The 20,145-nt window shown below is 67.4% G+C and carries 20 protein-coding genes and 2 riboswitches; of the genes, 12 read left to right on the top strand and 8 right to left on the bottom strand.

Features of this window, described 5'->3' with window-relative positions; genetic code table 11:
* Positions 1-115: 115 nt before the first annotated feature.
* Positions 116-345, bottom strand: a riboswitch (cobalamin riboswitch).
* A 136-nt stretch (positions 346-481) separates the two neighbouring features.
* A riboswitch (cobalamin riboswitch) is annotated at positions 482-624 on the top strand.
* Between the two features lie 38 nt (positions 625-662).
* From AB0L60_RS19315 to AB0L60_RS19330, 4 genes are all read left to right on the top strand, one after another.
* Positions 663-878 carry a CbtB-domain containing protein gene (locus AB0L60_RS19315; RefSeq protein ID WP_354838114.1) on the top strand — a complete coding sequence of 72 codons (216 nt, stop codon included), beginning with the start codon at positions 663-665 and terminating at the stop codon, positions 876-878.
* Between the two features lie 22 nt (positions 879-900).
* Entirely contained in the window at positions 901-1,740 is an 840-nt protein-coding gene (locus AB0L60_RS19320) for a CbtA family protein (protein WP_364615489.1), read from the top strand.
* The gene (locus AB0L60_RS19325; RefSeq protein ID WP_364615492.1) at positions 1,737-2,387 is read left to right on the top strand and encodes a histidine phosphatase family protein; all 651 of its coding nucleotides are present in this window, start codon (positions 1,737-1,739) and stop codon (positions 2,385-2,387) included. Before AB0L60_RS19320 ends, AB0L60_RS19325 begins: the two co-directional genes overlap by 4 nt.
* A gap of 231 nt (positions 2,388-2,618) precedes the next feature.
* Complete coding sequence (locus AB0L60_RS19330; protein ID WP_364615495.1) at positions 2,619-2,822, top strand: zinc transporter Slc39a7; 204 nt, start codon at positions 2,619-2,621, stop codon at positions 2,820-2,822.
* 48 nt (positions 2,823-2,870) lie between these two features.
* Here the strand turns inward: AB0L60_RS19330 and AB0L60_RS19335 are convergent, their stop codons facing one another.
* Positions 2,871-3,992 (bottom strand): HoxN/HupN/NixA family nickel/cobalt transporter, encoded by a 1,122-nt coding sequence (locus AB0L60_RS19335; protein WP_364615497.1) that lies wholly within the window; start codon positions 3,990-3,992, stop codon positions 2,871-2,873.
* 122 nt (positions 3,993-4,114) lie between these two features.
* Here AB0L60_RS19335 and AB0L60_RS19340 point away from each other — a divergent pair, with 122 nt between their 5' ends.
* On the top strand, positions 4,115-4,591 hold the full coding sequence (locus AB0L60_RS19340) for a Fur family transcriptional regulator (RefSeq protein ID WP_364615499.1): 477 nt from the start codon (positions 4,115-4,117) through the stop codon (positions 4,589-4,591).
* Positions 4,592-4,633: 42 nt separating this feature from the next.
* Here AB0L60_RS19340 and AB0L60_RS19345 read toward each other — a convergent pair whose 3' ends face one another.
* Both AB0L60_RS19345 and AB0L60_RS19350 read right to left on the bottom strand, forming a co-directional pair.
* The gene (locus AB0L60_RS19345; RefSeq protein ID WP_364615502.1) at positions 4,634-4,954 is read right to left on the bottom strand and encodes a hypothetical protein; all 321 of its coding nucleotides are present in this window, start codon (positions 4,952-4,954) and stop codon (positions 4,634-4,636) included.
* Positions 4,941-5,300: a hypothetical protein gene (locus AB0L60_RS19350; protein WP_364615505.1), complete on the bottom strand. Its 360-nt coding sequence runs from the start codon at positions 5,298-5,300 to the stop codon at positions 4,941-4,943. The genes AB0L60_RS19345 and AB0L60_RS19350 overlap by 14 nt, the downstream gene beginning before the upstream one ends.
* Before the next feature lie 162 nt (positions 5,301-5,462).
* Between AB0L60_RS19350 and AB0L60_RS19355 the strand changes: the two genes are divergently transcribed.
* Both AB0L60_RS19355 and AB0L60_RS19360 read left to right on the top strand, forming a co-directional pair.
* The gene (locus AB0L60_RS19355) at positions 5,463-6,410 is read left to right on the top strand and encodes a helix-turn-helix transcriptional regulator (protein ID WP_364615508.1); all 948 of its coding nucleotides are present in this window, start codon (positions 5,463-5,465) and stop codon (positions 6,408-6,410) included.
* On the top strand, positions 6,407-6,616 hold the full coding sequence (locus AB0L60_RS19360) for a DUF397 domain-containing protein (protein WP_364615511.1): 210 nt from the start codon (positions 6,407-6,409) through the stop codon (positions 6,614-6,616). The genes AB0L60_RS19355 and AB0L60_RS19360 overlap by 4 nt, the downstream gene beginning before the upstream one ends.
* A gap of 298 nt (positions 6,617-6,914) precedes the next feature.
* On the opposite strand, the gene AB0L60_RS19365 is transcribed toward AB0L60_RS19360, so the two are convergent.
* From AB0L60_RS19365 to AB0L60_RS19380, 4 genes are all read right to left on the bottom strand, one after another.
* A complete protein-coding gene (locus tag AB0L60_RS19365; RefSeq protein ID WP_364615514.1) occupies positions 6,915-7,904 on the bottom strand; it encodes an SDR family oxidoreductase in 990 nt (329 codons plus the stop codon).
* Positions 7,904-9,379: an NAD(P)/FAD-dependent oxidoreductase gene (locus tag AB0L60_RS19370; RefSeq protein WP_364615517.1), complete on the bottom strand. Its 1,476-nt coding sequence runs from the start codon at positions 9,377-9,379 to the stop codon at positions 7,904-7,906. Before AB0L60_RS19370 ends, AB0L60_RS19365 begins: the two co-directional genes overlap by 1 nt.
* Positions 9,380-9,418: 39 nt before the next feature.
* The gene (locus AB0L60_RS19375; RefSeq protein WP_364615957.1) at positions 9,419-10,438 is read right to left on the bottom strand and encodes a PDR/VanB family oxidoreductase; all 1,020 of its coding nucleotides are present in this window, start codon (positions 10,436-10,438) and stop codon (positions 9,419-9,421) included.
* A gap of 155 nt (positions 10,439-10,593) precedes the next feature.
* Positions 10,594-11,487 carry a metal-dependent hydrolase gene (locus AB0L60_RS19380; RefSeq protein ID WP_364615520.1) on the bottom strand — a complete coding sequence of 298 codons (894 nt, stop codon included), beginning with the start codon at positions 11,485-11,487 and terminating at the stop codon, positions 10,594-10,596.
* A gap of 98 nt (positions 11,488-11,585) precedes the next feature.
* Here AB0L60_RS19380 and AB0L60_RS19385 point away from each other — a divergent pair, with 98 nt between their 5' ends.
* Positions 11,586-12,200: a helix-turn-helix domain-containing protein gene (locus tag AB0L60_RS19385; RefSeq protein WP_364615523.1), complete on the top strand. Its 615-nt coding sequence runs from the start codon at positions 11,586-11,588 to the stop codon at positions 12,198-12,200.
* A 12-nt stretch (positions 12,201-12,212) separates the two neighbouring features.
* Here the strand turns inward: AB0L60_RS19385 and AB0L60_RS19390 are convergent, their stop codons facing one another.
* Complete coding sequence (locus tag AB0L60_RS19390; RefSeq protein ID WP_364615526.1) at positions 12,213-12,635, bottom strand: PaaI family thioesterase; 423 nt, start codon at positions 12,633-12,635, stop codon at positions 12,213-12,215.
* A gap of 232 nt (positions 12,636-12,867) precedes the next feature.
* Here AB0L60_RS19390 and AB0L60_RS19395 point away from each other — a divergent pair, with 232 nt between their 5' ends.
* The 4 genes from AB0L60_RS19395 (at position 12,868) to AB0L60_RS19410 (ending at position 20,112) form a co-directional block, all read left to right on the top strand.
* Positions 12,868-16,005 (top strand): BTAD domain-containing putative transcriptional regulator, encoded by a 3,138-nt coding sequence (locus AB0L60_RS19395; RefSeq protein ID WP_364615529.1) that lies wholly within the window; start codon positions 12,868-12,870, stop codon positions 16,003-16,005.
* Between the two features lie 154 nt (positions 16,006-16,159).
* Positions 16,160-16,507, top strand: a complete 348-nt coding sequence (locus tag AB0L60_RS19400) for an NAD(P)-binding domain-containing protein (RefSeq protein WP_364615532.1) — start codon at positions 16,160-16,162, stop codon at positions 16,505-16,507.
* 104 nt (positions 16,508-16,611) lie between these two features.
* Positions 16,612-17,505 carry a class I SAM-dependent methyltransferase gene (locus tag AB0L60_RS19405; RefSeq protein ID WP_364615535.1) on the top strand — a complete coding sequence of 298 codons (894 nt, stop codon included), beginning with the start codon at positions 16,612-16,614 and terminating at the stop codon, positions 17,503-17,505.
* Between the two features lie 42 nt (positions 17,506-17,547).
* Positions 17,548-20,112 (top strand): FHA domain-containing protein, encoded by a 2,565-nt coding sequence (locus AB0L60_RS19410; protein WP_364615538.1) that lies wholly within the window; start codon positions 17,548-17,550, stop codon positions 20,110-20,112.
* Positions 20,113-20,145: the final 33 nt, after the last annotated feature.

Raw genomic sequence — 20,145 nt, forward strand, 5'->3', positions numbered from 1 at the left:
GCCGATGGCCGCCGCCCTTAAGAACGCACGCTGACGGAGCCCGTAAAGCATCGATCCCGTGCCCAGGTCCCACTCGGCGTACCGCCCAATCCACGAGGCGACGACCGCCGGATACGGCGTATCCGGCGCAACGGGCAGGTCTTCGGACTCGTGGGCATCGACCCGGGAAGGGTCGGCCCCGGCGCTCGAGGCCGGGGCTGGTCCTACTGGCCGTCGCTTCCCAGGCATCACTTCATGCGCCCAGTGCGAATGACGGCTGTCGTTCCCACTCACCGCTGCGGGACAGTCCCGGATTCTCACCGGGTTCCCTCTCACCCGCTCGGCACGCGAACGCGCCGCCGGGCTTCGACGCCATCGGATGGATCAGGGGCTCCTCGACTCCACCTCCGGCGAACCAGCTGCGATGGCGAATATAGCGAAGGTTCGCACGAACCCGTTGCGCGGCCGGTGCGATCCCATCAGCTGTACGGTCACGCGCACACAGATTGACCAGCGTGGATGTGTCCTCGTATGGTTGTTCGACGATGTCTCGAGGAATCCGGTGCAATTCCGGAGCGGTCGCGCCACTGTGAGCATCCCGGTAGGGGTGCGAGTCAGACCCTCACATCGTGAATTCGATCGACTGTGGGGACGCGAAATCCCCCTGACTCAAAGGGGTCACCGTGGCTACGTCCTACGCTCCTCGTTCCGGTCTCGGCACCGGCGCTCTCGCCCTCCCCACCACCGCCCTGTGGCTGGTCGGCACCACCCTGCTCGCGCTGCTGGCGATCTACTTCATCGGCATCGACCAGGGTGCGGTGTCGATCTTCGGCAGTGACATGCACGTCCACGAGTTCGTGCACGACGGACGGCATTTCCTCGGGTTCCCCTGCCACTAGTCGCGGGAATCGAGTCACCACAATGGAAAAGCGAATCATCGGCCGAGGAGTCCTGCTGGGCGCACTCGGCGGATTGCTGGCGTTCGTCTTCGCCCGGATCCTGGCCGAGCCCATCATCAATCGGGCCATCGACTACGAATCCGGCCGCGACGACGCGCAGATGGCCCTCGACAAGGCAGCCGGAAAACCCATGGGTGACATGGGCCCCGAGCTCTTCACCCGCACCCAGCAGGAGAACATCGGGCTGGGCTTCGGCGTGATCGTGTTCGGCGCGGCGCTGGGTGCGCTGTTCGCGGTCGTCTACTTCCTGGCGCTGCGCAGGGCCGGCAAGATCGCCCCCCGCAATCTGGCGTTGCTGGTGTCGGGCGGCATGTTCCTGGTGCTGTACGCGGTGCCGTTCCTGAAATACCCGGCCAATCCGCCCTCGATCGGGCATCCGGAGACCATCAAGGAACGGACGGCGCTGTTCGTGGGCATGATCGTGATCAGCGCGGTCGTCCTGCTCGCCGCCATCTGGCTGGGCCGCAAACTGGCGGCACGGCTGGGCAACTGGACCGCCACCATCGCGGCTTCCGCGGCCTTCGTGGTGGTCATGGGCGCGGTCATGGCATTGCTCCCCTCCCTCGGGAAGCTTTCGGCCAATAAGGAGTACGGCGACTTCGCCACCGAAACCCCGCAGCCGCTGAAGGACCCGTCCGGAACGATCGTGTACCCCGGCTTCCCCGCCGACGATCTCTATCACTTCCGGCTGTATTCCTTCGCCGCCCAGCTGATCCTGTGGGCGGTCATCGGCGTCGGCTTCGCCTGGCTCGCCCCGCGCCTGCTCGGCGACCGCTCGACCGCCACCGAACTGGCCGCATGAGCGTGGTCACCCGCCTCACGCTGGTGACGCACGCGATCACCGACGCCGTGCAGGCCGCCCGCTTCCCGGCCGACGAACCGCTCAACCCGCTCGGGTCGCGGTCGGTCGAGAAAGCGGGCGGCCTCCCCGGCCTCGAACCCGCCGTCGTCTACCACGCCCCGGAAATCCGTACGGTCCAAACCACTCACGGTCTGAGCTTGACCGGAACTCCCGAGCCGGCCCTCCGGGATATCGACCACGGCACCTGGAGCGGCCGGTCGATGGACGCACTCCCGCCGGACCAGCTGATGGCCTGGCTCACCGATCCCGCCTACCGCGCTCACGGCGGCGAATCCATCATCGGACTCCTCGACCGCGTCGGCTCCTGGCTGACCACGCTGGCCGGCCGCGGTGATCGCATCGTCGCGATCACCCACCCCGCCGTGGTCCGAGCCGCGGTGCTGCTCACCTTGAACGCTCCCGCGGAGTCCTTCTGGCGCATCGATATCCCGCCGTTGACGGCCACCACGCTCCACCATCGCGCCCCCGCCTGGACCCTGCGGACCACCGCCCACGACCTCGTCGTTCGATCGTCGGTGGCGAGTGCGGACCTCCAGCGGCCGTCGCTCACGCAAGCGGAGTCTGCCGAGCCAATCGCGCTCGCGTAGATCAGCGTTCACCGTACGGAATCGCGGTGGCCCCAGGGTCATCTCGGCCAATGTCAGCAGTAGCGGATCCACGTCCACGCCGACGATGGTGGCGGCAGGCATTCGCGTGAGCAGCCGGTCCGACAGCTCGCGCGCACCCGCCGACGGTCCGGGCATCCCGGATATCACGGCGGCGTGCTGGTATGCATGCATTGCCGTAAAACTCACCCGATACAGAAAAGGAACCGGGATATGACCGACGAACACTCCCACGTCGAGCCCCATACCCACCCACACAGTCACGGCAACCAGACCCATACCCACGCCCACAGCACCCACGAGCATGACCACAGCGAACACGAACACACCCATACACACGAGGATGGGACCGTGCATTCGCATCGCCATGTGCATCAAAGCGATCTACTCGACGATCATTCACACACCCACGACTGAGCTGAGCCGCACGGGAACACCGCTGAGATGTGGCTGGGCGTCAGCTGATCAGTCGTGGTGGTCGGTTCGCGGCTGGAGTCCGGCAGTCCATTTCTCTTCGATGCGTCCATAGCGCCACGCGAGGATCGCGATGGCCCAGGTCGCGACGAACAGGCCGACGACGAGGTAGCCGATCAGGTTGAGGTCCAGGGCGCTGATCCAGTCGAAGAAGCCTCCGGTCCAGCCGAATTGGTCGGCGAGCAGGCCGAGAAGTTCAATGGTGCCGATGATGAGGGCGACCGCGACCGAGAGCGCGGTGATGGTGATGTTGTAGTAGACCTTGCGTACCGGTTTGGCGAAGGCCCACCCGTAGGCGAAGTTCATGAAGCTGCCGTCGATGGTGTCGAGCAGGCTCATGCCGGCGGCGAACAGGATCGGCAGGCAGAGGATCGCGTACCAGGGCAGGCCCGCCGCGGCGCTGGTGCCGGCCAGGACCAGCAGCGCGACTTCGGTGGCGGTGTCGAACCCGAGGCCGAACAGCAGCCCGATCGGGTACATCTGCCACGGCTTGGTCACCGACCTCATCACCGGACCCAGCAGCCGGTTCACCAAACCGCGTTGTGCGAGTTGGTTTTCCAGCTCGACCTCATCGAAATGACCGCCGCGCATGCGCCGGAACACACGCAGAATGCCCACCAGCACAGCGATATTGATGATCGCGATGATGTAGAGGAACGTCCCCGAGACGGTCGTGCCGATCAGTCCGGTGTAATGGTGCAGCGCCGAGGAGTCGTCCTCGACCGGCCCGATGATGGCCTCCACGCCGATCGAGAGCAGCAGCGCCAGAGCGAAGACGACGCTGGAGTGGCCGAGGGAGAAGAAGAATCCGACCGACAGCGGTCGTTGCCCGTCGTGCATGAGTTTGCGGGTGGTGTTGTCGATCGCGGCGATGTGGTCGGCATCGAAGGCATGCCGCATGCCCAGCGTGTAGGCGGTCAAGCCGACGCCGACACCCAGGGTCCGGTCGCCCAGGCTGAAATGCTGCGGAGCGACGAACGCGACCAGGGTGAACCAGCCCAGGACGTGCAAGCCGATGATGACCCCCGCCATCGCGGCCAGCCGCAGCCATTCCGGGCGGGTCAACGCCAGCCGATCGGTGACCGCGCGAAAGGGCTTCAGGATTGCAGACATCACGATATGCCCTCTCCGGACGCTTCGAATTCATCGAAGGTAGAACGCATTCCGCCTTGTTGCAACTGATTGGCAAGACGGGGGTTGGCGGTTGAGCGGGTCGAAACGGCAGACTGGGGGCCATGGCGCGCGTTTCGCACCTCACTCACGCCCCGGCGCCGACCGGTGAGCACAACGCTCGCCGTCTGCTGCGCAGCCATGGACTGCGCTGCACCGCACCGCGACTGGCTGTGCTGTCGATCCTGGACGGCTCGCGCGAGCAGGGACACCTGACCGTGGCCCAGATCCAGCAGGGTCTCGCCTCGGCCGGTCACGAGGTTGACCTCACCACCGTCTACCGGACGGTGGCGACCCTGGTCGACGCGGAAGTGCTGCACGCCTTGGTCGTCGACGAACGGATCACCAGCTACGGACTCACCGACATCCCGCACCATCACGCGGTGTGCACCCGGTGCGGCGCGATCGACGAGGTCCCCTCGGCACATCTCACCGTGGCCCTGGCCGAAGCACGCAACGGCAGCCGCTTCGCCCTGCCCGACACCGGCGGACTCACGCTGCACGGACTGTGCCCGGCCTGCCAGCAGGACACCGAGCACTGACCACGCAGGAATCGCGGTCGACCACTCGATGAGGTCTGTGGGTCAGTTCATGTTCGCGATGTGGTGTCGGATGACGTCGTCGACCGGGTGCCGGGTCGACCCGGAATCCGGGGGATCGGCGCCGTCGAGAATGGAGTCGAGGATGGCGGCCCGGTCGAGAGTGGCCGGGACTCGGTGTGATTCACGCGCGCTGACGATGACCGCGTGCAACACGGTTGCGTAGATCTGGGAGCGGGCCACGGTCAGTCGCCACCCGCACCGCTCGCGCTCGCACAAGCGAACCTCGACGATATCGAGAACATCCTTGATCACCTGAATCTCGACCCGGTCGTAGTCATCCCGGTCGCAGTCATCGCAGGGCATGGCGACCGCCGAGAAACAGTGCACCCCAACCGGAGAGCGCATCGCGTAGCATGGCGAGCGGTGATCTCCGGGCTGCTCGGGTGCGCGTAGCACGCGGGTCCAGCACCATACGTCCGGCCGCGACCAGCGCGGTCCGTGCCCGCCGCCGCACCCGGCAGGTATCCACGCCGCACCCGAGATGCAGCTGCATGGCCGTATGCGCTTGCGCGGCAGTGAGTTCGCCGGGATCCGAATAACAGGACCACAGCCCGCGGATCGCATACCCGCCGCGGATGCGCTCGGCATTCATACGGTTGGAGTCGGCAACCTTCCGCTCACCTTCGATGCGGTCGATGATCGCCTGCACCGACCATTGGCTATTTCGTGACATCTCGCGAACTCCCTTCGGTCGTCGGGATTTTCGGTCGGGAACGTCACCCAGGACACGCCAGGGCGCCCGGCACGACAGTCGAAATCGGATAATCCACGCCGATTCATTCGAAGACCCAGCATCGGATCCTCGGGCCCGGTGACAATCATCCACATCCGGCTACAGCGTCATCCAAAAGTCGTGGGCACGTCGTCCAACGGGGAGGTCGTCATGGGAGATACCGGTTCAACTGTTCCGCGTCGGCAGCTCGGCCGCTATCTCCGTGAACTACGCCAGCAGTCCGGCATGACGATCGCCGAGGTCGCGCGGAGAATCGAGAGGGGTGCCACCACGCTGCAACGACTGGAGACCGGGCAGGCCGACCGAATTCGGCTGTGGGACATCGAGGCTCTGTGCCGGGTCCTCGGTGCCGGCGAAACTGAAGCCGCCGCTCTCAAGGGGCTTGCCCAGCAAGGTAATGCCAAGAGCTGGTGGCACGAATATGGTGACCTCATCCCGGCGAACTTCGATGTGTACATGGGCCTCGAATCGGCCGCCGCATCGTTGACGTCGTTTCAGGAGTTGGTGCCAGGGCTGGCGCAGGTTCCCGAATACGCTCGCGTGCTGATCAAGTCGGTGCATCCGGGCGAACCGGATAGTGAGATCACGCGTCGCATCGAGCTGCGCATGCACCGCCAAGTGTTGATCACCCGCCGCGCCCAACCTGCGAATCTCGATGTAATCCTCGATGAATCGGTCCTGCACCGCGTGATCGGAAACCGGAAGATTATGGCCGCCCAGCTTCGCTACCTGGCGGATCTCAGCACTCGGCCGAATATCACCATCCGCGTCCTCCCGTACTCTGCGGGCATCCCGCTGGGCGATCTGACCGGGCCGTTCACCATCCTCGACTTCAGAGATGCGGCCCGCGAACCCTTCGAGCCGACCGTGGTTTACGTCGAAAGCTACACCGGTGCAATGTACTTCGATGATCACGAAAATATCGATCGCTATCGGACAGCGCACGAGGCGATGCGACGGGTAGCGTTGGATGAACGTCAAAGCCGTGATCGGCTGCGGCAAGTGAGCAAGGAGCATGCCCAATGAACTTTGACTTGTCCGATGCTCGATGGTTCAAGAGCAGCCACAGTGGGGGCAGCCAGGATTGCGTCGAGGTCGCGCATCTCGACGGTGGCGTGGTCGGCGTCCGGGACTCCAAGAATCCGACCGGTCCGGCCCTGGTCTTCGGGCCGGGGGAGTGGGATGCCTTCACGTCCGGTGTGGTCGGCGGGAAGTTCGGTCATTCGGCCTGACCTGGATCGCCGTGATGCTGCGGTGACAGGTCAAGTAGATCATCGGGTTTCGGCCTGAGGCGCAACTTCCGAGGGCTCGGCACCGCAGTGGTACCGATGTCTGCTGGGAAGCGTATGGACAGCTGCCGGTTCCGGACGTCCGCCGAACTACTCACCGCACCTACTCATTCGAAGCGGGTGGCCGAGGCTCGCACGGGACGGCGAGTGTTCGGGGTGGATCCGGGCCTTCGGGCGCGAGCATGATCAAAGCCGTTGCATGGCAACAAGCCATCTGCATCTGACCCGCTTCGTCCGCCAGCTACTGGACCGCATGGCCCCGCAGGTCCGCGTCGGTCTCGACCGTGCCATCGATATCGGCACCTGGCTGGATCTGTATTCGCGGGACCTGCAATGGAATTGAACCCGGCGCTGTCAGCGGCTTCTCGAGACTGCGGCGCTCGACTTCCCGCAGCAGCGCGTGCACCCGCGGGTCACGGGCCAGGCGGGAATCGAGCACGGTATTGATCACGCCGCGCAGCAGCGAGTAGGGCATCCAGGCCAGCGGCGAGATGGCCTGCGGTGCGCGGTGCTCGATGGCGTCGGCAATGGTGCGCGCGGCGTGCTCGGCGGTGATGCGGGTGCTCAGCGGCCACGGCAGCAGCGCCTCGATGCGGCGGCCGAGTTCGTCCCGGTCGAGGGTCGAGTGGGTCATCTCGGTGTCGACGATCCCGAAATAGGCGACGCCCGCGGACGCCCCATGCGGCGCCAGCTCGACCCGCAGCGCCCGGCCGAGCTGCTCCACCGCCGCCTTGCTGATCATGTACGGCGCACCGCCCATCCCCGGAGCGAAAGCGGCGCACGAGGACACGACCTCGACATGCCCGCGTGCGGCGATGATGTGGTCCAGCGCCGGGTGCACGGTATTGAACACCCCGGTGAGGTTGATGCCGATGACCCGGTCGAACTCGGCGGGCTCCATGGTCCGCAGCGTCGCCGGGGACGGCACCACGCCCGCGTTCGCCACCACGATGTCGAGATGCCCGAAGTAGGCGACCACCTGCGGAATCGCCTCGGCCATGGCGGCCCGGTCCGAGACATCCGCGATCACCGGCAGCGCCCGATCACCCAGGTCGGCGGCCAGCGAGGTGGCGGCCCGGGCGTCGACATCGACGATGGCCACCGACGCGCCCCGCCGGTGCAGCACCCCGGCGAGTTCGCGGCCGATACCCTGACCGGCCCCGGTAATGAGGGCCACCCGCCCCTCGGGACGGAAGGGGCCGGGACCGGGGAGACAGCGCGGAGTGGACATCAGCGGCTCATTTCGTATGAGTCGGAGTCGAAACGCCGGGTGCGCCGGCGGTATTCGAAGCTCCAGTTGGGGTACAGGCCGGCATTGCGGCCGTCGGCGGTGGTGTAGTAGCTCTGGCAGCCGCCGGTCAGCCACACGGTGTCGGCGCTGCGGCGATCCATCTCGTCGAGGAAGTCGTCCTGTACCTCGGGACGCAGCTCGATACGGTCGATTCCCCTGTCGCGCATGGTCTTCACCGCATCCACGATGTAGGCGATCTGGGATTCGATCATGTAGACGGCCGATTGGTTCCCGGCCGCGCCGAACGGGCCCAGCGTGCAGAAGAAGTTGGGGAATCCTGCGACGGCCGCGCCCAGATAGCTCTGCGGCTCATGGTGATACAGGTCCGCGATGGACTGCCCGTGCCGTCCGACATAGCGGTGGTACGCCGACGGAATCGAGGTGAAGCCGGTGCCGAAGATGATGGTGTCGACCGCGTGCTCGGTGCCGTCGCGCAGCACGATCGAATGCGGGCGCACCTCGGCGATGCCGTCGGTGATGACCTCGACATTCGGCTGGTCCAGCGCGGGCAGATAGGCGTCGGAGAAGATGGCGCGTTTGCATCCGATGACATAGTCCGGGGTCAGGGTCTTGCGCAGCGCCGGATCGCGCACCTGCCGTAGCAGCTGCAACCGGCCCAGCGCCTCATATGGATGGCGGAACCGCTTGTCCACCAGAGAGATCAGGCCGAATCCCTCGATGGCGGCGTACCAGCCGCCACGGATCGCTTTCTGGGCGAGGGGAATCCGACGTAGTAGCGTCCGTTCCAGACTCAGCGTGCGCCGGTCCATCCGCGGCACGATCCACGGCGCGGAGCGCTGGAACAGCAGCAGCCGGTCGACCACCGGTTGGATCTCCGGCACGAACTGCACCGCCGACGCGCCCGTGCCGATCACGGCCACGCGCTCGCCGGTCAGGTCATGGTCGTGATCCCAGTGCAGCGAGTGGAAGGCATTGCCCGCGAACCGATCCAGCCCAGGCAGCTCGGGATACTTGGCCTCCGCGAAGATGCCCGCCGCGGAGATCAGGACATCGGCGGTGAGCGCACCGCGGCTGGTCTCCACCCGCCACCGCGAGTGCTCCTCCTCCCAGCGGGCGTCCAGCAGTTCGGCGCCGAATCGGATGTGCCGCACCACATCATGGTCCGCGGCGACCCGGCGCAGATACTCCAGGATCTCCACCTGCCGCCCATAGGTCCGCGACCAGTCCGGATTCGGGGCGAACGAGTAGCTGTAGAGCTGCGAGGGGACATCGCACGCGCAGCCAGGATAGGTGTTGGCCCGCCAGGTCCCGCCCAGATCCTCGGCGCGCTCGAGGATCACCAGGTCCTCGAACCCGGCCTCGCGCAGTTTGATCGCCAGGCCGATGCCCCCGAATCCGGCCCCGACGACAGCGATACCGACATGTTCGGGCGGTGCCGAATCGGGTTCGACCACAGCTGTTTCCGTATCAATCGACATGAGTGGTCCCCGCGTTCAGAGATCGAGCACGAGCGCGTCGCCGCAGGCGCGGGACACGCAGAGCAGCATCCGGTTCTCCCGCTCGGCCGCGGTGAGCAGCCGGTCGCGGTGGTCCACGCCGCCCGCGCGGACCCCGACCTTGCAGGTGCCGCAGAAGCCCTGGCGGCAGGAGTAGTTCACATCGGGCAGCACCCGCCGCACCGCCGTGAGCGCCGTCTCCTCCGCGCCGACCCGGACCGTCCGGCCGCTGCGCGCCAGGGTGATGTCGAAGGCCCGGCCGTCGACGACAGGCGGCGCCGAAAAGCGTTCCGTGTGCAGCGATCCCGTCGAATCCAGTGTGAACCGGCAGCGCTGCGCCGCCGCCAGCATGGCGGGCGGACCGCACACGTACACGGCCGCTCCGGGTTCCGCGCTCGCGATGATCGCGCCGACATCGGGCGGTCCGACCTCGTCGTCGGGCCGTATCTCCGCGTCGGGCAGCTCGTCCAGGAACGGCATCGTCGCCCGCGACCGCCCCGCGTACACCAGTCGCCCGCGCGACCCCGCGGCCCGCACCATCGGCAGGATCGGGGTGATGCCGATCCCGCCCGCCAGGAACAGATACGACGGCGCGTCCACCAGCGTGAAAGCATTGCGTGGCCCACGAATTCGCATGTGGTCACCGACCCGGAGCGACTCGTGCAGCTCGCGCGACCCGCCCTCGCCGTCCGAGATCAGCCGCACCGCGATCCGGTACCGCGTCCGATCCCGCGGATCTCCGCACAGCGAGTACTGCCGTTGCCGCCCCGACGGCAGGAACACGTCCACGTGCGCCCCGGGCCGCCAGCTCGGCAGGTCCCGTCCGTCCGGGGCCCGCAGTGTCACCGCGAGCACATCGGGTGCGGGCCGCTCCAGCCGCTCGACCACCGTGTCCAGCTCGAACCCGCTGTGGCGCACCGGGTTCGACGGCGACAACAGCCGCGCCGCGCGGCCGCTCACGAACAGCTGCTTGTAGGCGTCCATCATCCCGCCGAGCATCCGCAGGCTCGCGGGCATCGTCCCCGCATCCACGGCGTCGACCGCATATGCCCGGCCGGTCGTGCTCGCCTGGTCCGGGCTGCCGGACCGGCGCGCCGCGCCGACGCGGGCAGGGACGGCCGTTCGGCTCTTGGCGTCCAATTGGATTCGCGTGCCCACGCTGTTCTCCGGGCTCACTCGGCAGCCGCGCGCGCAGCTGGGGAGTGTGCGAGATAGCGCAGCGCCACATCCATCGGGCCCAGCTGCGAGGGATGGAATCCCGGTCGCAGATACCGCGGAATCTCGGTGAAGAACACCGTCCAGCTGGGAATCACGCCGCGCCGCGTCGCGCTCAGGAACTGCCGAGCCCAGAACCGGCCCTTTCGCGGCGACGGATCCTTCCGGTACAGATATCCGGCCGAAATGATGAACAGCGGCAGCAGTGTCGCGCTGGCCAGTACCGCGGTGCGCGCTTTCCGTAGATACCCGCCGTCGAGGTACATGTACGCGTCGTAGACGACGCTGCGGTGCTCGACCTCCTCGGCCCCGTGCCAGCGCACCAGGTCGAGCATGGCCGGATGCATGCCCTCGGCCTCCAGAATGTCGGCATTGAGCAGCCATTCGCCGATGACGGCCGTGTAGTGCTCCATCCCGGCGAACAGGCCCAGTCGCTCCTTGAGCCACTCCTCACGCGCCCGGCCGCTCAGTCCGTGATCGCCGAGCATCCGATCGACCAGCCAGGCAATCGCATCGACATAGGAGTCGACGTCCAGCCCGAGGGACTGCAGGTGCCGGCGCGCCGCCTCGTGACTGCTGGCGTGCATGGACTCCTGCCCGATGAACCCGGTCACCTCCTCCCGCAGCCGCTCTTCGTGGATGTGCGGGAGGGCCTCCGCCAGCGTCTGCGCCATGGCCCGTTCGCCCTCCGGCAGCACCAGGTGCATGACATCGACAATGTGGGTTGCCAGGACTTCGCCCGGAATGTAGTGCAGCGGAACGGAATCGAAATCGAACCGCACATCGCGGGCGGAGATGGCGTGCGCCTCGTCGCGGTAGTGGCGCTGCGTCGCGCCAGCCTTGTCAGCCATGACCGAACCGTACAGCGCAACAAATCCTATTGCAATGTTGCAGCTACAAAATGTCCGAGATTGTTGCATCGGGGGTGGTGCCTGCTAGCGTAGATCCGGTGACGACCGCGTCGAAAAACCCGCTGACCCGCACGGATGCCGCCGATGACATCGAGACGCGCATCCTCGACGCGGCACTCGTGCAGTTCCAGAAGGTCGGGGTCAAGAAGACGACGATCGAGGACGTCGCCAAGCAGGCCGGCGTCGACCGGGTGACCGTCTACCGCCGGCTCGGCTCCCGCGACGACCTGGTGCAGGCCGTCGTCAGCCGCGAGGTCGGCAACCTGCTGGCCGAACTGTCGAGCATGCCGGACCGGCACGACGACCTACCCGGACTGGTTGCCGACATCTTCGTCACCGTCATCACCCGCTGGCGGGCCCATCCGCTGGTGGAACGGCTGCTCGCGGTCGAGCCGGACCGAATCCTGGTCAAACTCACCGTCGAAGGCGCGACCACCTTCGCCATGTCCGTCGCGGCCACCATCCAGATCCTGGAGCGGGCCGCCGCCCGGGGCCTGTTCGAGGCCCCGGCCGATCTGGCCGCGCGCACCGAAATCGGCTGCCGCATAGTGCATTCGCTGATTCTCGTCGGCGGCGGCGCGGCCACCCTCGAAACCCCGGACGAGCTGGGGGAATTCGCGCGCACGTATCTGGTGCCGATCCTCGCCGGGTAGGCGGACGCCCGGCTACAGCACCGCCTGGGTCTGGGTCACCTTGGCGACGAGTTTGCCCGCGTCGTCCCGGATTTCGGTCTCCACCACGATGAAGCTGCGCCCGGCGTGCAGCGGACGGGCCGTGGCGGTGGCGTGACCCGAGCGCAGGGCCCGCAGGAAGTTCGTCTTCGACTCCACCGTGGTCGTGCCCTGCTTGCCCGCCGGCAGATTCAGGAAGGCACACACCGCGGCGGTGGCGTCGGCCAGCGACATGAGCGCGCCGCCGTGCATCGATCCTCCCAGCGTGCACAGGTTCTCACGCCACTCCAGGCGGCTGCGCACCAGCTCCGGGCCGCATTCGAGGACCTGGACGCCCAGGCCCTCGGTGAACGGCATGGTGGCGAACAGCTGGGCTCCCGTCGGAGCGGTGGTGATCTCGGCGTTGGTGTCGGTCATGAGACCGACTGTGCCCGACGCCGAGCCGTGAGTCGATTACCTTACGGGTAATCGGATGTTGCGTATGCCAACGTGACAACTGATTTCGTGACGGTCGGGGTAACTCACCGGGTACGTCCAGAAGTGGTTCGGTACCCAACCGCCGGCACGGGTGCGCAACAGATAGCGGCTCTCAGCTGTCCGCTGAAGGCTCGGAGAGGCGGAGGAGAGAGGCGGAGGAGTGCAGGTTGGTGTGCTCGGGCCCGTTCGGGTCCAAGCGGAGGATGGGACGCCGGTGGAGATCCCCGGCGTGCGAGTGCGGATGCTGCTCGCGCGGCTCGCTCTGGAATCGGGGCGGGACGTGCCGGCGGCCGCGCTCATCGACGGACTCTGGGGTGAGGAGCCGCCCGCCGAGGCGGCCGGAGCGCTGCAGGCCGCGGTGTCGCGGCTGCGGAAGGCATTGCGCGGCGTGGGCACGGTCGAATTCGGGACCGGCGGCTATCGGCTGCCCGGGGTGACGCTGGACGCCGATCGGTTCGAGGACCTGGTGCGGCAGGGCCGTCAGGAGCTGGCCGCCGGGCGGGCGGAGGCGGCCACCCGCCGGCTGGGCGAGGCCCTCGCACTGTGGCGCGGACCCGCGCTCGGCGATGTGCAGGACGCACCGTTCGCCCAAGCCGCCGCGACCAGGCTGGACGATTTGCGGGCCGCCGCGGTCGAGGACCGGTTCGACGCCGAACTGCGGCTGGGCCGGTACGCCGATGTGCTCACCGATCTCGAGATCGCCGGAGGGGACAATCCGCTCAGCGAGCGGCTGGCCGCGCTGCGCATGCGGGCGCTGGCGGCGGCGGGTCGGCAGTCGGACGCGCTGGCCGTGTACGAGGAGATGCGGGAGCGGCTGGACGAGGAACTCGGCATCGATCCGGGGACCATGCTGCGGGACACGCATCTCGCGCTGTTGCGGGGCGAGCTCGAAATCACCGCTCCGCGTAGGGAATCCGTGACCCGGACGCTGCCCTTGCGGCTGACCGGATTCATCGGACGCGAGGCGGAACTCACGGAACTGGCCGGGCTGCTGGCGGATTCGCGGCTGGTCACTATTGTCGGGCCCGGCGGAGCGGGCAAGACCCGGCTCGCGCTGGAAGCCATGGACCGGCAGGCCACCGGGGCGGTGTTCTTCGTAGCGCTGGCCGAACTGGGCGCGCCCGACCAGCTCGCGGATGCGGTGGCCGGGGCGCTCGACAGCGACTCCGCCGCGCGGCCGGACAAGACCGCCCGGCTGACCGAACTACTGGACGTCGGGCCCGCGGTGCTGGTGCTCGACAACTGCGAGCACCTCATCGCGGCCGCGGCGGCCCTCGCCGAACAGCTGCTGGATCGGCTGCCGCAGCTGCGCGTACTGGCCACCAGCCGGGAACCCTTGGCCATCACCGGCGAGGCGCTGTGCCACCTGGGACCACTCGGCGTTCCGGTCGAGACAGCGGATCCCGTTGTGGCCCAGAGTGCACCAGCGGTGCGGCTGTTCGCGGACCGCGCCGCCGCCATCCGCCCCGGCTTCACCCTCGACGATGCCACCGTCGCCCCCGTGGTGGAGATCTGCCGCCGACTCGACGGCCTCCCACTGGCGCTGGAACTCGCCGCCGCCAAACTGCGCGCCATGAGCGTCGACCAGGTCGCCCGGCGGCTCGGCGACCGCTTCCGGCTGCTCACCTCCGGCAGCCGCACCGCCCAGCCCCGGCAGCGCACCCTGCTCGCCCTGGTGGAATGGAGCTGGGACCTCCTCGACGAACCCGAAAAGATCCTGGCCCGAAGGCTTTCCGCCTTCCCCGGCGGCGCCACCGCCGAAGCCGTGGAAGCCATCTGCGCCGACGGCGACCTCCCCATCGAGGACGTCGTCTACCTCCTCGACGCCCTGGTCGAGAAGTCCCTCGTCACCGTCACCCCCGACCACCCGCCGCGCTATCGCATGCTCGAAACCATCCGCGCCTACGCCGCCGACCAGCTCACCCGCTCACCCGACGACCTGACCCCGCTCTTCACCGACTACTACCTCACCCTCGCCGAACAGGCCGAACCCCACCTCCGCGGCACCGAACAGCTCACCGCCATAGCCCTTTTCGACGCCGAACACGCCAACCTCGCTGCGGCACTTCGTACCGCCCTCGGCACCAGACCCGACCCGGAGACGGCGATGCGACTCGTGCGGGCCATGTTCTGGTACTGGGGAATCCGCGGGATGAGCAGCCAATTCGAGAGCTCGCTCGATGCGGTGCTGCGGTTCGGGGACGAGCTCCCGGCGGCCGCGCGGGCCGCCTTCCGGGTGATCGCGCTGATGGCCGGTTCGCCGCCTGCCGGGAGCTCGCTGACCGGGCTCATCGAGGACTGCGTGCAGGCCGGCGGGCTGGAATTCCATGTGGCCGTACCACTGTGGACGGCCCTCCTGGCGGCGCGCTCCGACGACGAGAAGCTGGCCGAACGGCAGCTCGAACAGGCGCTGACCTGGCCGGACCCGTGGGTACGGGCCAGCGCGCAGCTCGCCCGCGACATCGCCCTGACGGGGCAGGGGCGCCTGCACGAGGGTGCCGTCGCGCGACGGGAAGCCTTGCGCGGCTTCGAAATCGTCGGCGACCGCTGGGGTCTGGGTATGGCGCTGCTCGCCGTCGGCCGCGCCCACTCGCTGCAGGGCGACCACGACCAGGCCCGCGCCGCCTACGCCCGCGCCGTCACCCTCGCCTCCGAACTCGGCACCGAGGACGACATCGTCGCCGCCCGCACCGCCCTCGCCGACGAACGCATGCGCTCCGGCGAACTCGCCGAAGCCGCCCGCGACATCGACGCCGCCCAGCGCCTCGCCGCCGACCAGGGCTTCCCCCGCCTCGCCGCCGTCATCCTCCTCACCAGCGCCGAATTACACCGCCGCACCGGCGATATCACCCGCTCCGACCGAGAACTCGACCAACTCGAGCACCGCTTCCGCCACCTGCCCTATCCAGAAGTCATGGCCGCCAACCACATAACCGTCGCCCGCCTCCGCAACCGCCTCACCGAAGGCGCACCCGTCGCGGCCCGCGCCCTGCTACCCCGCGCCATCGAAGGCGCCTTCACTTACGGCGACTCCGCCACCACCGCCCTGGCCCAAGCCCACGCCGCCGAACTCCTCGCGAAACTCCTTCTCCTGGAAGGCAACCCGTCCGCTGCCGCCACCGCGCTCGGCCTCGGCCAAGTCATCCGCGGCACCGCCGACCAGGGCGAGCCCGAACTCACCGCCCTGACCGCCACCCTCACAAACCGCTTGGGCGACACCGAATACCACCGCGCCTACCACCTCGGCGCAGACCTCCCTCGACCAGAGGCCCTGGCCCGCCTCGCGACGGAGGCCATCCCTGCCCCGTAATCGAAACCAAGAAGTCGACCCGCGACTCTCCAAACGCTGGACGCTGTACTCTGATCACCAGAGCTCGCCGCCCCCTCAATGAATTACGTCTTGCGGCATCGGGAAATTGGTTAATTCGTAACCGATAATCTCCATCCGATCGAGGATGAGCGCCATGACCACATACAGCACCATCGGCATTCTCGGAGCAGGAAATATCGGCCAGGCGGTCGCCGACAAGGTCGTCCGTCATGGCCACGAGGTACTCATCGGCAACAGCCGGGGCCCGGAGACGCTCCGGGCCGTCGTGGAGCAGTTGGGGCCGAAGGCCCACGCGGTGACGGCCGGGGAGGCGGCGCAGGCGGAACTCGTGTTCCTCGCGGTGCCGTTCTTCGCCGTGCCGGATCCGAGCGGGCTCACCGACTGGACGGTCCGCTCAACGCGCGGCACCTGCTGCTTCAGGACGTCGGCTGACGCCCGGGTCCATCCCGGGCGACTCGGCCGGAGCGCGATAACCAGTTAGTTGCCGAAAGGTTCTGTATGGGAGCAGAATCGAGCGAGTGGAAGCGGGGCGTCGGCTCCGGTCGAGATAGTTCAGGCGATCGATGACACCACGAGGTGACCTTGATGCGAACCGACGGGGACAGCTGGGACATCGTGACGAGCGTGGGGCTGACCGCCCTGGGCGTCGCCACGTTTCGTGCACTCGAGACGATCGATCCCGAGCCGATGATCCGCGACGACTACGCGGCGTGGTTCGTCGAGGCGGCGGGTGAACCGCACTTCACGCAGATGCTGGAGGACCCGGCGTCGGTGGGCAACATGGCGCGCTTCGGGCGGTTCATGGGTATCCGGACGAGGTTCTTCGACGAGTTCTTCGCCACGGCGTGGCAGCAGGGTGTGCGGCAGGCGGTGATCCTGGCATCCGGCCTGGATGTGCGCGCGTACCGGCTGGATTGGCCCGCGGGCACGGTCGTCTTCGAGATCGATCAGCCCCGGGTGCTGGAGTTCAAGGACCAGGTTCTCGCCGAGCACGGTGCTGTGGCCAAGGCCGATCGGCGCGTGGTGGCGGTCGATCTGCGCGACGATTGGCCCGCTGCGCTCACCGCCGCGGGATTCGATCCGGAGCGGCCGACGGCATGGTCGGCCGAGGGGCTGCTGCCGTTCCTGCCGGGTTCGGCACACGACGCCCTGTTCGAACGCATCGACGCGCTGTCCGCGCCCGGCAGCAGCGTGGCCACCGACGACTTCGGCCGCGGCTTGGACCCGCAACGCTTCGAAGACACGGAGGAGAAGTTCTTCGGCAGCAACCCCTTCGGGAACCTGGACGTGAGCGACCTCTGGTACGACGACGCCCGCGCTGTTCCCGGCGACTGGCTGGCACGACACGGCTGGTCGGTCCAGAGCACGGCCCCTGTCGACCTCGCCGCCGGCTACGGCCACCCGATCACCGACATGCCCGCCGAATTGCTCGACCTCTTGCAGCAGGCGCACTATGTGAGCGCCGAAAAGCGCCGGTGAACTCGCATCTGGGATGTAACAAAATTCGGTACATGAAACAAGTTGAGAAATATTCGGCTTCGATATTGCGTCAGGTTCTGTCGGATTAGTATTTCAAATCCCATTGGCATTCGCCGCGACGGTTCGGTCCGGTCGTATACTCCCGTTATGGCGGATGAGCGGTCCTCCACGGAATTCCCCGAGTCGCCCGTTCTCGTGGTGCAGACGCGAGAACACGTCTATCGGCTACGCGCCGGGGGTGCATACAACATCGGCCGTGATCCGACCGCCGACATTGTTGTCACCGATCCGCGTGTTTCGGCCTTGCATGCCGTGCTGGAGAAGGGATCGCACGGCTGGGAAATCGAGGACGCGCACAGCCTGAACGGCACCTTCTTCGACGGTCAGCGCGTCGAGCGGATGCTGATCGACCACGACGAGACCTTCAAGCTGGGGCATGCCAAAGACGGTGCGCGGCTGTCCTGCTCGCTGGAAGCATCAGCCGAGCCCGAGCCCGAGCCCGATGACGATTTCGGTGGGGACACGATGGTCGTCCCGAATCCCGGCTATGACCTCGACGATGAAGCCACGGTCACCAAGTTCGAGCCGGGCCTGCCCCGGCGGGTGTCGCGGTCGTCGCCTCCGGCTACCCAGCCCACCGCGTCGGTACGGATCGTCTCGGGCACGCTCCGGATCGGGCGCGCCGCCGACAACGACATCGTCGTGCCCGACCTCATGGTCTCTCGCCATCACGCCGAACTACAGGTGATCGCCGAAGGCAAATATCGAGTCGTCGACCTCGACAGCCACAACGGCACCTACGTCAACGGCCACCGGATCGAGACCGCGGATCTGTCCGAATCCGACCTGATCGGCATGGGACACACCAACTACCGGCTCGTCGGCAACGAACTGCGCGAGTCCGTCGACACCGGTGACATCTCGGTCTGTGTCCAGAACCTCATCGTCCGGACACCGGACGGCAAAGTGCTGCTCGACGACGTGACCTTCCCCATCGCGCAGCGCTCACTCGTCGGGGTCATCGGCCCCAGCGGAGCGGGCAAGTCGACGCTGTTGGGCGCGGTCACCGGGCTGCGGCCTGCGACCGAGGGGACCGTCCGCTACGACGGACGCGACCTGTACACCGATTACGACGAGCTGAGGCACCGGATCGGGTTGGTTCCGCAGGAGGACATCCTGCACAAAGAGCTAGCGACGCGACGCGCCCTGCTCTACGCGGCCGAGCTGCGCTTCCCCGGTGACACACAGAGCGAGGAGCGCGAGCAGCGAGTCGACGAAGTCCTCGACGAACTCGGCCTGTCGCGGCACGCCGACACCCGCATCGATCGGCTCTCCGGCGGGCAACGCAAACGGGTGAGCGTCGCATTGGAACTGCTGACCAAACCGTCGCTGTTGTTCCTCGACGAACCGACCTCCGGCCTGGATCCCGGCCTGGACAAGACGGTCATGGAAATGCTGTCCGAACTCGCCCACGACGGGCGGACGGTCATCGTCGTCACCCACAGCGTGGCGAATCTCGATTACTGTGACCGCCTGCTGGTGCTGGTGCCCGGCGGCAAGCTTGCTTATTACGGGCCGCCCGCAGAGGGCTTGCAGGAGTTCGGGCAGCGCACCTGGGCCGAGGTGTTCCAGGCATTCGACCGGGAGGAGGACCGCGACTGGGCCGGTGAGTTCCGGAACTCCCCGCGCTTCGAGACCTACGTCGCTGTCGGGGAGCCCGACGACATCGGACCGGCGGAGGTGCACACACCGGCGCCGCCGCCCGCGCCGCAGTCCAAGCTCAGCCAGCTCAGCACACTGTGCCGGCGGTATCTGGCGGTGATCGCCTCGGACCGCAGCTATCTGGCGTTGCTCGGCGCGATGCCGCTGCTGCTGGGCGGCCTGATCGCCGCGGTGCCATCGGGCGCCGGTTTCACCGGGGCGCCGGGAACCAACACCGACGCCTCGACCAAGCTCATGATCTTGATATTCGGTGCCTGCTTCGTCGGTACCGGCAATGCGATTCGCGAGATCGTCAAGGAACAGACGATCTATCGCAGAGAACGCGCGGCAGGACTGTCGGCCGGGGTCTATTTGATGTCGAAACTGCTGGTCTTGGGTGTGATCACCGTCCTTCAGACGGCGGTGCTGTTCCTGATCGGCACCATCGGTGAGACTTTCCCGCCGAAGGGGATATTCACCTCGGTCCAGCTGGAGTTGATCATGGCGATGGCGATGCTGGGCATCGCGTCGCTGGCGTTGGGCTTGCTGGTGTCGGCCGCGGTGGACACGTCGGAAAAGACACTCCCGCTGCTGATCGTGCTGTCGATGGCGCAACTGGTGCTCACCGGCGGGCTGGTGCGGCTTCCCGGCACGCCCGTTCTGCAACAGCTGTCCTACCTGTCGCCGTCCCGTTGGGGCTACGGCGCTGCGGCGGCCAGCATCGACCTCGACACCCTCTCGCCGCACGATGGCGGGCCCGACCCGCTGTGGAAACACACCATCGGCACGTGGCTGCTCGATATGGGAGTCGTCGCCGGCCTGGCGGTGATCTTCCTCGCGCTGGCCTGGTATCGCCTGCATCAGATGCGGCCACGCCGCCGCGGCGCCCGCCCCGCCCAGATTTGAGCAGGACGCACTCGGCGATCGGCTGTCCGCCGG

The organism is Nocardia sp. NPDC051981, from assembly GCF_040680715.1.
Lineage (GTDB): Bacteria > Actinomycetota > Actinomycetes > Mycobacteriales > Mycobacteriaceae > Nocardia.

What these genes read in the sequence shown, in the direction of transcription:
- AB0L60_RS19375 (WP_364615957.1), bottom strand. Translation starts at nt 10,438, where the DNA reads ATGCCCGCGAGCCTGCGGATGCTCGGCGGGATGATGGACGCCTACAAG.
- AB0L60_RS19340 (WP_364615499.1), top strand. Translation starts at nt 4,115, where the DNA reads ATGGCGCGCGTTTCGCACCTCACTCACGCCCCGGCGCCGACCGGTGAG.
- AB0L60_RS19365 (WP_364615514.1), bottom strand. Translation starts at nt 7,904, where the DNA reads ATGTCCACTCCGCGCTGTCTCCCCGGTCCCGGCCCCTTCCGTCCCGAG.
- AB0L60_RS19400 (WP_364615532.1), top strand. Translation starts at nt 16,160, where the DNA reads ATGACCACATACAGCACCATCGGCATTCTCGGAGCAGGAAATATCGGC.
- AB0L60_RS19360 (WP_364615511.1), top strand. Translation starts at nt 6,407, where the DNA reads ATGAACTTTGACTTGTCCGATGCTCGATGGTTCAAGAGCAGCCACAGT.
- AB0L60_RS19405 (WP_364615535.1), top strand. Translation starts at nt 16,612, where the DNA reads ATGCGAACCGACGGGGACAGCTGGGACATCGTGACGAGCGTGGGGCTG.
- AB0L60_RS19335 (WP_364615497.1), bottom strand. Translation starts at nt 3,992, where the DNA reads ATGTCTGCAATCCTGAAGCCCTTTCGCGCGGTCACCGATCGGCTGGCG.
- AB0L60_RS19325 (WP_364615492.1), top strand. Translation starts at nt 1,737, where the DNA reads ATGAGCGTGGTCACCCGCCTCACGCTGGTGACGCACGCGATCACCGAC.
- AB0L60_RS19330 (WP_364615495.1), top strand. Translation starts at nt 2,619, where the DNA reads ATGACCGACGAACACTCCCACGTCGAGCCCCATACCCACCCACACAGT.
- AB0L60_RS19345 (WP_364615502.1), bottom strand. Translation starts at nt 4,954, where the DNA reads ATGCCCTGCGATGACTGCGACCGGGATGACTACGACCGGGTCGAGATT.
- AB0L60_RS19390 (WP_364615526.1), bottom strand. Translation starts at nt 12,635, where the DNA reads ATGACCGACACCAACGCCGAGATCACCACCGCTCCGACGGGAGCCCAG.
- AB0L60_RS19320 (WP_364615489.1), top strand. Translation starts at nt 901, where the DNA reads ATGGAAAAGCGAATCATCGGCCGAGGAGTCCTGCTGGGCGCACTCGGC.
- AB0L60_RS19380 (WP_364615520.1), bottom strand. Translation starts at nt 11,487, where the DNA reads ATGGCTGACAAGGCTGGCGCGACGCAGCGCCACTACCGCGACGAGGCG.